Raw genomic sequence first — 11,776 nt, 5'->3', positions numbered from 1 at the left:
TGGGAAAAAAGGGATGACAGGCCGCGGCCGGCTTGGGGAAACTAGGGCCTTTCCGATTGACCGAACCTGGAGTTTCCGATGACCGACAAAAGCCGCCAGATGACTGAAGATGAGGCCGCCCAGTTTGTCGAGCAGGTATTCAACGTGGCCCGCCAGGGCGATGCACAGATGCTCGACAAGCTGGCGGGCAGTGGCCTGCCGGTCAACCTGCGCAATCACAAGGGTGACACCTTGCTGATGCTGGCCGCCTATCACGGGCATGTGGATGCAGTGCAAGTGCTGCTCAAGCACAAGGCCGATCCTGAGATCCGCAACGACAATGGCCAGAGCCCGATTGCCGGCGCCGCCTTCAAGGGCGACCTGGCAGTGGTCAAGGCTCTGGTGGAAGGCGGAGCTCAAGTGGAAGGCTCATCGTTTGACGGTCGTACTGCGCTGATGATGGCGGCGATGTTCAACCGCACGGAGATCGTTACCTACCTGATCAGCCAGGGGGCCGATCCCAAGGCTCGGGATACCAATGGTGTCAGTGCCCTGGAGGCGGCCAAGACCATGGGCGCCGTGGACACCACCGCACAACTGGAAAAACTTCTGGCCTGAGGCCGAGGGGAAGGAGGCGAGGGCGCAGGGCCTTCGTCTCGGTGATAGGTCTGGCCGTCCACTTTAGGCTATCCTTCGCGCCCTCGAAATTTCCTTGCCTTCAGGATGCGCCCATGAAAACCGCCCTTATCGAACTCATCAGCAAAATCAGCTCCGGGTGCATGGGCGACGCCGAGATTCAGCAGATCGCCGATGAAGCGGCCCAGGCCTATGCTGATCCCCAGGGGTTCCTGGCGGCCAATCCGGACATCAACTACGACGACAGCTTCCCCATTCCCCTGGGCGAATGGGTGGTGGTGGGCAGCCTGCCGGAGACCGTGCTGTTTCAGGCTGATACCTACGTCGACCTGTTCGCCCAGATCGTTGCCTCTTTCGGCAAGGACGTGACCTTCAATATCAAGCCCAAGCAGTTGGCCAAGATCGAAGCGCTGACAGCCCTGAACCGCATCCAGATCCAGATGGGCAGCATGAATCCGGAAAATGGCGGTTACGTGCTGATGAACTTCAGCCAGTTGCTGGATGACGAGCTGCAGATGGTGCTGGTCTACGGCAATGATGTGCCACGAGTGCTTGAACTCTGTGCCGAGGTCGGCATTGTCGCGGCGCCGGCTCTGGAAGCGCTGAAGATTGCTGTGCACGTCTGAATCCGCATTTGCGGTGGAATAAAGCGGAACCCTGATTCAGCGCGACTATCCTAAAGAGGCATACCTTCATTTGGGAGCGACACCATGGGTTCCACCTTCAATGGCCTGATTGGCCTGATCATTCTGGCCCTGGATATCTGGGCCATCATCAACGTTCTGAAAAGCGGCGCCGAAACCGGGATGAAGATTATCTGGGTGTTGTTGATCATCTTCCTTCCCGTCCTTGGGCTGATCATCTGGGCCATTGCCGGTCCTCGAGGCAACGTCAGGCTCTGAACCAGGACGTGTGACAAACAGACCCGGAGTCATTGCGGGCGAGGGAAAAGAAGGGCCGTCACAGGCGGTGTGAAAACTACTGCGTTTGGCAATACTGCGTTAAAAACAGGCTCGGAAGCTCATTTAGGCCCCCTAAAGTCGAACGCGACCCCGGCCGTTCCTCGCCTGTTTTTGCCTTGTCTTGCCTTCACTCGCGACGTTTCACACAGCCTGGTCAGGCCCTTTTTTGTGTGACTAAACATGCGTTGAACGAAATTTTCACAAAGTCTCTAAGACAATCCGCCGGCGCTTTTTAGCCTGTCATCTCCCCCTGCAATCTGTTGATCCAGAGCCATTGGTGGTGGGTTTGGCGGTACTGTCCACTAATCAATGGCAATGCCTCCAGTGATCGTGCACCATTTGCGCACCGCGTATTCCCCCGCCGCTCAGGTGGCAATAAGAGGGCAGAACGCAGCTGTATTCTTGCAACTTAAACTTCCAATGGGTCCTAAAACGACATGGCAAACTCGGATGCCCTGAGTCAGCAGCGATCCTCGAATCGCCTGCTGCAACCGACCGTCAAATCCCATCTGGCCTACACGCTGCTGTGCGCGCTGGTCATGATGGTGATGTTTTCTTTGTTGCGCGTCGCGCTGTTGATCTACAACCGCGAGATGATTCTCGACACCCCGGCTTCGACGTTCCTCGAAGCGTTTGCCAATGGCCTGCGTTTTGACCTGCGGCTGGTGGTCTACCTCAGCGTACCGCTGGTGCTGGCCATGCTCAGTGCCCGGGCTATGGCGGCTCGCGGGTTGCTGCGCTTCTGGCTGACGGTGACCTCCAGCATTGCGCTGTTCCTCGGCCTGATGGAGATGGATTTCTACCGTGAGTTCCACCAGCGTCTCAACGGTCTGGTCTTCCAGTATGTGAAGGAAGACCCGAAAACCGTGATGAGCATGCTCTGGTACGGTTTCCCAGTGGTCCGCTACCTGCTGGCCTGGGCCGTGGGGACCTGGATCCTCAGCCTGGCGTTCAAGGGTGCCGACCGTGCTACTCGGCCTCGTGGGCCGTTCAGCGGTGGCAATGTCGGCACACGCCAGATTGCCCCCTGGTATGCACGTATTGCGGTATTCGTGGTCTGCCTGCTGATCTGTGTAGTGGCTGCCCGTGGCACCCTGCGCCAGGGCCCGCCGATGCGTTGGGGCGATGTCTACACCACCGAATCGAACTTCGCCAACCAGTTGGGCCTTAATGGCACGCTGCAGTTGATGGCGGCGGCCAAGGATCGGATGTCCGAGGATCGCACCAATATCTGGAAGGCGACCTTGCCCCAGCCTCTGGCTCAACAGACAGTGCGCGACATGCTGCTGGTGCCGAGCGACAAACTGGTGGATGGGGATATTGCCGCCGTACGCCGTAACTACACGCCGGATGCGGACAAGACCCTGCCGATCAAGAACGTCGTGGTGATCCTGATGGAAAGCTTCGCCGGGCATTCGGTGGGCGCGCTGGGACGTCCAGGGGAGATCACTCCGTACTTCGACAAGCTGTCGAAGCAAGGCTTGCTGTTCGACCGCTTCTTCTCCAACGGCACTCATACCCACCAGGGCATGTTCGCCACCATGGCTTGCTTCCCCAACCTGCCAGGCTTCGAATACCTGATGCAGACCCCGGAAGGCAGCCACAAGCTGTCTGGACTGCCGCAGCTGCTGAGCGCCCGCAAGTATGACGATGTGTATGTCTACAACGGTGATTTTGCCTGGGACAACCAGTCGGGGTTCTTCAGCAACCAGGGCATGACCAACTTCATTGGTCGTAATGACTTCGTCAATCCGGTGTTCTCCGACCCGACCTGGGGCGTGTCCGACCAGGACATGTTCAACCGTGGTCTGGAAGAGCTGAAGGCTCGTGAAGGCAAAGAGCCGTTCTACGCCCTGCTGCAGACCCTGTCCAACCACACCCCGTATGCGTTGCCGACGCCATTGCCGGTGGACAAGGTGACCGATCGCGGCAGCCTCAATGAGCACTTGACTGCCATGCGCTACTCCGACTGGGCATTGGGCCAGTTCTTCGAGAAGGCGAGCAAGGAACCCTACTTCAAGGAGACGCTGTTCGTCGTGGTCGGCGATCACGGTTTCGGCAATGAGCAGCAGATCACCGAAATGGACCTGGGGCGTTTCAATGTACCGCTGCTGATGATTGCGCCGGGCATCCAGGAAAAATTCGGCCAGCGTGACCACACCGTGGGCACTCAGATCGACATAGTGCCCACCATCATGGGCCGTCTCGGTGGCGATGTGCTGCATCAGTGCTGGGGGCGCGACCTGCTCAATCTGCCGGAAGGCGACAAGGGTTTTGGCGTGATCAAGCCTTCGGGCAGTGATCAGACCGTAGCGTTACTGACTGCTGACCGAGTGCTGGTGCTGCCCAAGGAAATGCCGCCACGTCTGTATAAATACGAACTGGGCGCCACTCCAGGGGGCGAGTTGATTCCCGAGGCCGCGGATGAAGCGCAGCTCAAGCAGAAGCTGGAGTCTTTCCTGCAGACCGCGACCAAGAGCTTGATAGACAATACCGCTGGCGTGGTCAACGGCAAGCCGGATTGATCCGCAGGTCTCCCGCCAATCCTTTCAGAGGGCTGGCGGACTGACTGGGCCCGACTCGCGGCACACTGAACACCCCTCAATGAGGGGTGTTTTTTTTTGCAGCGAAAACAGGCGGTGTTCGCAGACGTGTTCCGTCCAAGGATTTCGCATCGGTTTTGCAAGAGATCATCTGCCCAGTTTTAAGAATTTCCTTATGTTTCCTGGGAAAAATTCCTACGTTAACAGCCGATTTCTTGGTCGAACTTGGGAAGTTTCTCGGGTTTTAGGATTCATCTCATATCGGCTATCCCAACAGACTGTAATGATCCCTCCCGCTTCGGCCCAGACAGATACGGATAACGCTCTAGATCAGGCACGCAGCATCGGTTCTTGAATGGTGCGATCAGCAATGCGCCACGAAGATTGGTAAATGGAGAGAGGAATGAAAAAGCTATTTGTGGCAGCGGGTATCGCTTCGGGTCTTTTGACGGCTGCGGGGACTGCTTGGGCTGATGGAGTCGACGTGAGGTTGGAATTTACGGGGTTTATCAGCACCGAAACCTGCTCCGTCGAAAACACCGCAAGTGGTACCTACGTTCACAAGGTCGATCTGCCCCCTGTCGGTTCAAGTGTACTGGCTGAAAAGGGCACTGTTGCGGGGTTGACCCCCTTCAAGCTCAAGTTCACCGGTTGCTCCGGCAGTACGGTGGGGGTCTGGTTCAAGCCCGACTTGACGAAAGTGGATGCGCTGAGCGGCGCTTTGATCAACACCTACTCTGGCGAGGAAACCGCTTCAAACGTTCAGGTGCAATTGCTGGACAGCCAACAGCGGGCTCTCAACCTGAACACCATCACTCCTGACGATATCCAGAAAGTGAATGTTGATAAGGACAGCAAAGACGCGACGCTGAATTTCTACGCCCAGTACCTGGCCGGTGTTGATAACACCACCGGTGGTCCAGTCGCTGCAAACGTTGTACTGGACATGGTTTTTGAGTGAGGAAAGGTCGTCCCGGGGTTCAGGCCCCGGGGCTCCGCGCAACGAGTGATGATAGCCATGCCCCGCCATTTTTTGTTTCTGCTGTGTTTCTGCTGTGCCCTTGTGTTGCTGCCCCTGAAGGTGCAAGCCAACGTGGTAGTGAGTGGAACGCGGATCATCTATCCGGCTCAGGAGCGTGAAGTCAGTCTTGGACTCAGCAATAAGGGTGAGCAACCTGCACTGGTGCAAGTCTGGATCGACGAAGGCAATCCGGATTCCAAGCCTGATGATGTGGACGTGCCGTTTGTGGTCATGCCGCCAATGGCCCGTATCAACCAGGGAAAGGGGCAAACCCTGCGCATCGCCTACATCCCTCAACCGGGTATCCCACAGGATCGTGAATCGGTGTATTGGCTCAACCTGCTGGATGTTCCGCCACTGGCTTCCGGGCAGGTCAGCAACCACATGCAATTGGCGTTTCGTACTCGTTTGAAGTTGTTTTTTCGTCCCGCACAACTGTCGGGAAGTGCCATGGACGCGGCGGAAAAACTCCGTTGGAGCCTGGTCAAGTCAGGTGCTGAGACCGTACTGAGGGTACGCAATGACTCGGCCTTTCACGTTTCCTTCAACTCGGTGGATGTGAAGCTCAAGAGTGGCCCAAGTCTGAGTGCACAAAGCCGGATGCTGGCACCGAAATCCTCTGCTGACTTCACGCTAGGGCAAACACCGTCTCCTCCTGGGGGCCGGGGCAGTGTGGTTTACGAGTGGATCAACGACTACGGAACTTCGGTTCGTCGCGAAACCCCGCTTGAGCCCTAGGAGCCATTCCGGGCGCTTGGTTCTGCATTGGTCAACTTCCTTCGCGCTACTACGACAGCCGTGATTTCGTCAGCACTGGCGCATGGTGCTTAACGTCTGGAAAGGTGTAATGAGCGCTTTGTCTCCCCCCCCATTCTTATCGCTTAGCCGCCTCCTGCGCACGAGGTGCGGCCGTTTTGCTCTGCGCGCGGAAGTCATTTTTGGAGGTGCGACGCTGTTGTCGGGAATGCTGAGTGCAATCAGTGAGGCAGAGGAACTGATCCAGTTCAACCCTGCGTTCTTTGATAACAGTCGGGGACAGTCTGTGGACCTGTCGCAGTTTGAGCGCGGCAACCCCCTGACACCGGGCACTTACCGGCTTGACCTTTACCTGAACCAGAACTGGGTGGGGCGTCAGGAGATCCTGTTCAGGACCTCCACTGACGGTTTGAAGGTACAGCCCTGTCTGCCGCCAGGCGTACTGGAACAGTTGGGGATGGACTTTGCCAGGCTGCCCGTGGAGCAAGCGGCGCGTGCCCTCTCCTCTGAATGTCTGGGTCCTGATGATCTGCCGGCCCATAGCCGTTTCGATGTGGATATGTCGGAGTTGCGGGTCGATCTGTCCATTTCCCAGCTGTACTTGAGCCAGACCAAGCGTGGTTATGTATCACCCAAGGACTGGGACTCAGGGGTCAATGCCGCTTTTCTCGGTTACAGCAGCAATTTGAACGACAACCGTTCCAGTGGGCAGATCAGTCGCCAGTTCTATAGCAGCCTCAATGGAGGAGTCAATCTGGGGGATTGGCGCTTGCGGCACAACGGTTCCTACACCTACAACGATTCATCCGCCAGCGGCCGGCGCAGTCATTACAGCGCGCTGAGCAGCTATGTACAGCGGGACATGACGGCACTCCAGGCGCAGTTGACCCTGGGGGAGTTCTACACCCCTGGCAACTTCTTCGACAGCATGCCCTACACCGGATTGCAGTTGAGCAGTGATGAGCGAATGCTGCCCGACTCCATGCGCGGTTTTGCCCCTGTGGTGCGGGGCGTTGCAGATACTACGGCAAAGGTCAGTGTGCGTCAGGGTGAAAGCCTGCTCTACGAAACCACGGTGCCCCCTGGCCCATTTGCGATCGACGACCTGTACAACTCCGGTTATGCCGGTGACCTCAACGTCACCATTACCGAGGCCGATGGGCGGACCAAGAACTTTATCGTGCCTTACGCGTCAGTGGCGCAGTTGCTGCGCCCCGACAGTTCGCGTTTCAGCCTCAGTGCCGGGCGCTATCGCGATCAGAGTCTCGACACGCCTCCCACCTTCCTTCAGGGCAGCTATCAGCGCGGCCTGTCCAACCTGCTGACAGGCTATGGCGGCGGGATTGTCGCGCAGGATTATCGAGCCTTGTTGGGAGGAGTCGCCTTGAGCACTGCGCTGGGAGCTGTGGCCGCTGACGTGACTCATTCCCAGGCATCGGGCTTGAACGATTCGCTGCCTGACACTCAGGCGCAGATGAGCGGGCAAAGCCTGCGGTTGACTTACAACAAGCTCATTGAAGCTACGTCCACCAACTTCAGCGTGGCGGCCTACCGGTTTTCCAGCGAGGGCTATCTGAACTTCGGTGAGTTTGCCCGCCTGCGCAGCACCGAGACACCCAGCCACCTGTTCAAGCAACGCAGCCGGGTGCAATTGAACCTCAACCAACCCCTGGGCGAGCGTCTTGGTTACCTCGCTTTTTCCGGTATGGCACAGAACTACTGGAACCGTGATCAGGGCAGCGACATCACCTATCAGGTGGGCTACTCCAACGGTTTCAACTGGGGCAGCTTCAACCTCAGCGCCAGTCGTACCCGCAGTGGCAGCGGGCGCATGGACAATCAATACCTGTTGAGCTTCAGCGTGCCTCTGGGACGCACCCGGTACTCGCCTTACCTGAGTTCGTCGATCCGCTACGACGGTAATCGCAACTACGGCATCAACAACTCCCTGAGCGGCAGTGCCGGTGACCAGGGCGAGCTTGGCTACAGCCTGTATGGCTCCCGTGATAGCTACGAGGGGCAGAGCAGCAACAACTACGGTGGCAACCTGCGTTATGACACTGCCCATGCCAGCTATAACCTCGGGGCCAGCCGCGGGGAAAACTATCGTCAGGCCAACCTCGGCATGCAGGGCACGTTAGTGGCGCATCCAGGCGGGGTGAACGCCACTGCGAACCAGGGCGAAACCATCGCGGTGCTCGAAGCGACCGGCGCCGAGGGCGCTCAGGTGCTCAGCAGCACCAATGCGCGAGTCGCCGATAACGGCTACGCGGTGGTCGCCGGCCTGACGCCTTATCGCCGCAACGAAGTGGCACTGGACCCCAAGGGCACTTCACGGGATGTGGAGCTTGAAATGACCTCGCAACAAGTGGCCCCCCGGGCGGGAGCCGTGGTCATGCTGCGTTATCCGACGCTGGTGGGGCGGCCAACCCTGATCAAGCTGGTACGTGACGACGGCGAGCCTATCCCCATGGGTGCGCAGGTGCTCGATGCCGCGGGAGCCTCCCTGACTCAAGTTGGACAGAGTGGACGGACCTTTCTCCGAGGGTTGGAGGGGAGTGGACAGCTGTTGATCAAGTGGGGGAGCGGGGCGGATCAGCAGTGTCTGGCGCCTTACAACATAAGCACCGATAAATCGGCCAAGGACGAGTACTACGAATTACTGAAACTACCTTGCAAGCTCTTGAGCACAAGCCAGGCGGGAGGATGATCATGGCTCAGCGCATTCTATGCAGGCCTTGGAAAGCCTTGTGCCAGAGTGTTTTGGGCATTGGGTTGTTATCGTTTTACGCAATGGCTTGGGCAGGAACGTGTAAGGGAGGAACCGGGTCGCGATTTATTACCACAACCATTTAAGTAACCAGATTGTGTTCCCGAGCATGGGCTACACCGCGATGAATAGTGGCTGCAAAGTGGACAAGCCGATTGACACCATTCCATTGCCGACGGTCAAGCGGGCCGAGTTCACTCGCCCGGGCACGGTCCTCGGCCCGCGGAGTCTTCGTGTGCTCCTTGAAGCTTTTTATTCTGATTAGTAGAGATGTTCGGATGAAAAGAGCGCTGTTGCCGCTGAGTTTGTTGCTAATGGCCAGTCCAGTCTGGGCGGCTATCTGCAGTGAGCCGACTCCCGGAATGGGCAAGACCGAAATCAGCGATATCAGCCAAACGATCCCCTGGGATGTACCGGTTGATACGGAGATCTATACAAAGGAAATACGTGAAGCTGAGAACCACTGTAGTTGTATCGCACCCTACGGCATTGATGCTGGAGTCTTCAGCAAAGAGGACTACTACCAGCAGTTGAAGTTGGCTTGTCAGGTGTCGGATCAGCAACTCAAACAGACAGGCGTGCAGAGACAGGTGCCTTTACAGGGGAGCGCTAAGGCAATAACCGTTTCGGTGGGGACGATAGCAGAACCCTAGGTCATCGTGACGGTGAGTTTTCAGATAAGCGTGATTAGTTGGTCAACCCCGGCGTTGTGTCATGGCGCCACCTATAACCCTGATTACCCTGTGTGCAAATATGGGGCAGAGAGGCAGTTTATGACTCGGTTGAGACGAGCAGCGGTATTGCCGGCTGCGCTGCTGAGCGCTTGTTCGCTATGGCAATGTACAGCTTGGGCGGCAATCTGCAGTGGAACAGCTCAGGAAACCCCTTACAGGCTCTTGGAGCGCTCGATACCCCGTGATGCCCCTATAGGCACCACTATTTTCAAGGATGAGATCAAAGGGGGCAGCTTCGTTGTCACATGTGGATCCATCTCGAGTTTCAACATGAGCATGGAGTTGATGGGTGTGGGGGTGGATACCGGTAACAACGTATTTTCAACCGGTATTCCTGGTGTCGGCGTCCGGGTGTTTTGGTTCAGCCCTCCGGAGGCCAATTCCCCAGACGGGACCTATATCGGCAGGAGAAGAATCGAGTCGCTAAGTCGTGGTTTCGAGTTCAACAAGAAGTTTAATGTTCCACACCGTTTCACCTTTGAGCTGATAAAAACCGGCCCCATCACCTCTGGTAACACGAAAAACCTGAAAATGGAGATCTGGTACTCCGATTTCAGAAGTAACCTGATCGATCTCAGTAACTTCACCCTCACGCAAAAAAACATCGGCTGCCGTCCCGACAGGCCTGTAGACAACATCTTGCTGCCCACGGCCAGACAGCAGTCGTTCACCCAGATTGGCAGCGCTACGGGTGCCAAGGCCTTCTCGATTGACCTCAAGTGCGACAAGGGCGTAAAGGTCGCTTATCTCATCGATAGTCCACACAGGCAGTCCGACATTTTGCTCAACGGCACAGGCGCCGAGATGGCAACGGGTGTTGGCATTCAGTTGTTTAAAGGCGACACCAGCAGTAGCGTCCCGCAGCCGCTCGGGGTCCGTAGCAACCTCACTGCGGTACCCACCAATCAGGACGAGGAGCGGGTCGCCATTCCTCTGACCGCTCGCTACGTGCAAACCGATGCGTTGGTAACGGGGGGGCATGTCAAGGCCAATGCCGTCGTTACTTTAATTTATGAATAGGCCGCTGCAGTTGCGCTAGTGAAAGCGGCCTGTATTCACTCTAGTGGCTGTATTCAGCTATTTAGATTCTGCCAAGCAGCAGCAACACCAACAGCACCACCAGGACCACGCCAATAATCCCTGAAGGTCCGTAACCCCAACTTCTGGAGTGCGGAAATACTGGCAGGCCGCCAATCAGCAGCAGAATCAGAATGATGATCAGAATGGTGCCCATGGCTGTTTCCTTATTGGAGTACGGTTGAACAACAGAGTCGTTCAAGGACAAGTTCGTTTTACGCAGAAAACGAACCGCTTAATAAATCCGACTCCGCGCCTATCGAGAAAATTCCAAGTTTTTTTAATGTTTTCCGCTTCCAGTGTTATTTCCTTTAAACCTGGCAAGGTTGCCTGCTGCTGGCGCCGTAGTGTTCACCAAGTCATTGGTTTGCCTGGGGCATTCAGCACCCTGATGGTGCGTGGGTGGCGCCAGGGCCTTCGCTACACTGCGGCTCATCTTCCCCGGAACAACAAGGCAACTCTTATGCAAAATCGCATGATGATCACTGGCGCCGGCTCCGGCCTGGGTCGCGAAATCGCTTTGCGCTGGGCCCGTGAAGGCTGGCGGCTGGCCTTGTCCGATGTCAGCGAGGCGGGCCTGCAGGAAACCCTGAAGCAGGTACGCGCAGCCGGTGGCGAAGGCTTCGTGCAGCGTTGTGATGTGCGTGACTACAGCCAGCTGACGGCCTTTGCCCAGGCCTGTGAGGTCAAGTTCGGCGGCATCGACATCATCGTCAACAACGCCGGTGTGGCTTCGGGCGGTTTCTTCAGTGAGTTGTCCCTGGAGGATTGGGACTGGCAGATCGCGATCAATCTGATGGGGGTGGTCAAGGGCTGCAAGGCCTTCCTGCCGTTGCTGGAGCAGAGCAAGGGCAAGATCATCAATATTGCCTCCATGGCCGCCTTGATGCAGGGGCCGGCCATGAGCAACTACAACGTGGCCAAGGCGGGCGTGGTGGCGCTTTCCGAGAGCCTGCTGGCGGAGCTGGCGCAACAGGAAATCGGCGTGCATGTGGTTTGCCCGTCGTTCTTCCAGACCAACCTGCTGGATTCCTTCCGTGGCCCGACCCCGGCGATGAAGGCCCAGGTGGGCAAGTTGCTGGAAAGCTCACCCATTACCGCCGCCGAGATTGCCGATTACATCCACACTCAGGTCAACGCCGGCCAGTTCATGATCCTGCCCCACGAGCAGGGGCGCATGGCCTGGGCCCTGAAGCAGAAAAACCCTCAGGCGCTGTACGACGAAATGACCCTGATGGCGGACAAGATGCGCGCCAAGGCCAAACAAGGCGCCAACTAAGCTTGCCCCACCACCACGG

Annotated in this window: 11 protein-coding genes; 10 read left to right on the top strand and 1 reads right to left on the bottom strand. The window is 57.3% G+C overall.

Going from position 1 to position 11,776, the window contains the following annotated elements; genetic code table 11:
- Positions 1-78: 78 nt before the first annotated feature.
- From P7C00_RS23425 to P7C00_RS23385, 9 genes are all read left to right on the top strand, one after another.
- The gene (locus tag P7C00_RS23425; RefSeq protein WP_123726999.1) at positions 79-597 is read left to right on the top strand and encodes an ankyrin repeat domain-containing protein; all 519 of its coding nucleotides are present in this window, start codon (positions 79-81) and stop codon (positions 595-597) included.
- A gap of 113 nt (positions 598-710) precedes the next feature.
- Positions 711-1,241 carry a hypothetical protein gene (locus P7C00_RS23420; RefSeq protein WP_346632226.1) on the top strand — a complete coding sequence of 177 codons (531 nt, stop codon included), beginning with the start codon at positions 711-713 and terminating at the stop codon, positions 1,239-1,241.
- Positions 1,242-1,325: 84 nt separating this feature from the next.
- On the top strand, positions 1,326-1,517 hold the full coding sequence (locus tag P7C00_RS23415) for a PLDc N-terminal domain-containing protein (RefSeq protein WP_404937470.1): 192 nt from the start codon (positions 1,326-1,328) through the stop codon (positions 1,515-1,517).
- A gap of 497 nt (positions 1,518-2,014) precedes the next feature.
- On the top strand, positions 2,015-4,102 hold the full coding sequence (locus tag P7C00_RS23410) for an LTA synthase family protein (protein ID WP_346632224.1): 2,088 nt from the start codon (positions 2,015-2,017) through the stop codon (positions 4,100-4,102).
- 421 nt (positions 4,103-4,523) lie between these two features.
- Positions 4,524-5,081 (top strand): fimbrial protein, encoded by a 558-nt coding sequence (locus P7C00_RS23405; RefSeq protein WP_404937469.1) that lies wholly within the window; start codon positions 4,524-4,526, stop codon positions 5,079-5,081.
- A gap of 102 nt (positions 5,082-5,183) precedes the next feature.
- Entirely contained in the window at positions 5,184-5,879 is a 696-nt protein-coding gene (locus P7C00_RS23400) for a fimbria/pilus periplasmic chaperone (RefSeq protein ID WP_404937468.1), read from the top strand.
- A 226-nt stretch (positions 5,880-6,105) separates the two neighbouring features.
- On the top strand, positions 6,106-8,607 hold the full coding sequence (locus P7C00_RS23395; RefSeq protein WP_404940076.1) for a fimbria/pilus outer membrane usher protein: 2,502 nt from the start codon (positions 6,106-6,108) through the stop codon (positions 8,605-8,607).
- 338 nt (positions 8,608-8,945) lie between these two features.
- On the top strand, positions 8,946-9,320 hold the full coding sequence (locus P7C00_RS23390; RefSeq protein WP_404937467.1) for a hypothetical protein: 375 nt from the start codon (positions 8,946-8,948) through the stop codon (positions 9,318-9,320).
- A 120-nt stretch (positions 9,321-9,440) separates the two neighbouring features.
- On the top strand, positions 9,441-10,421 hold the full coding sequence (locus P7C00_RS23385; RefSeq protein ID WP_404937466.1) for a fimbrial protein: 981 nt from the start codon (positions 9,441-9,443) through the stop codon (positions 10,419-10,421).
- 61 nt (positions 10,422-10,482) lie between these two features.
- Here the strand turns inward: P7C00_RS23385 and P7C00_RS23380 are convergent, their stop codons facing one another.
- Complete coding sequence (locus P7C00_RS23380; RefSeq protein ID WP_003226960.1) at positions 10,483-10,635, bottom strand: DUF3309 family protein; 153 nt, start codon at positions 10,633-10,635, stop codon at positions 10,483-10,485.
- Between the two features lie 306 nt (positions 10,636-10,941).
- Between P7C00_RS23380 and P7C00_RS23375 the strand changes: the two genes are divergently transcribed.
- Positions 10,942-11,757 (top strand): SDR family oxidoreductase, encoded by an 816-nt coding sequence (locus P7C00_RS23375; protein ID WP_185073759.1) that lies wholly within the window; start codon positions 10,942-10,944, stop codon positions 11,755-11,757.
- The last annotated feature ends 19 nt before the right edge of the window (positions 11,758-11,776 follow it).

This window comes from Pseudomonas sp. JDS08PS003 (assembly GCF_045013505.1).
GTDB classification, from domain to species: Bacteria; Pseudomonadota; Gammaproteobacteria; order Pseudomonadales; family Pseudomonadaceae; genus Aquipseudomonas; species Aquipseudomonas protegens_B.
This window is presented reverse-complemented; position numbering and strand designations above follow the sequence as displayed.

Excerpts from the sequence above, each read along its gene's own strand:
- P7C00_RS23395 (WP_404940076.1), top strand. The coding sequence starts at position 6,106 with ATGCTGAGTGCAATCAGTGAGGCAGAGGAACTGATCCAGTTCAACCCT.
- P7C00_RS23420 (WP_346632226.1), top strand. The coding sequence starts at position 711 with ATGAAAACCGCCCTTATCGAACTCATCAGCAAAATCAGCTCCGGGTGC.
- P7C00_RS23425 (WP_123726999.1), top strand. The coding sequence starts at position 79 with ATGACCGACAAAAGCCGCCAGATGACTGAAGATGAGGCCGCCCAGTTT.
- P7C00_RS23385 (WP_404937466.1), top strand. The coding sequence starts at position 9,441 with ATGACTCGGTTGAGACGAGCAGCGGTATTGCCGGCTGCGCTGCTGAGC.
- P7C00_RS23390 (WP_404937467.1), top strand. The coding sequence starts at position 8,946 with ATGAAAAGAGCGCTGTTGCCGCTGAGTTTGTTGCTAATGGCCAGTCCA.
- P7C00_RS23375 (WP_185073759.1), top strand. The coding sequence starts at position 10,942 with ATGCAAAATCGCATGATGATCACTGGCGCCGGCTCCGGCCTGGGTCGC.
- P7C00_RS23410 (WP_346632224.1), top strand. The coding sequence starts at position 2,015 with ATGGCAAACTCGGATGCCCTGAGTCAGCAGCGATCCTCGAATCGCCTG.
- P7C00_RS23415 (WP_404937470.1), top strand. The coding sequence starts at position 1,326 with ATGGGTTCCACCTTCAATGGCCTGATTGGCCTGATCATTCTGGCCCTG.
- P7C00_RS23380 (WP_003226960.1), bottom strand. The coding sequence starts at position 10,635 with ATGGGCACCATTCTGATCATCATTCTGATTCTGCTGCTGATTGGCGGC.
- P7C00_RS23405 (WP_404937469.1), top strand. The coding sequence starts at position 4,524 with ATGAAAAAGCTATTTGTGGCAGCGGGTATCGCTTCGGGTCTTTTGACG.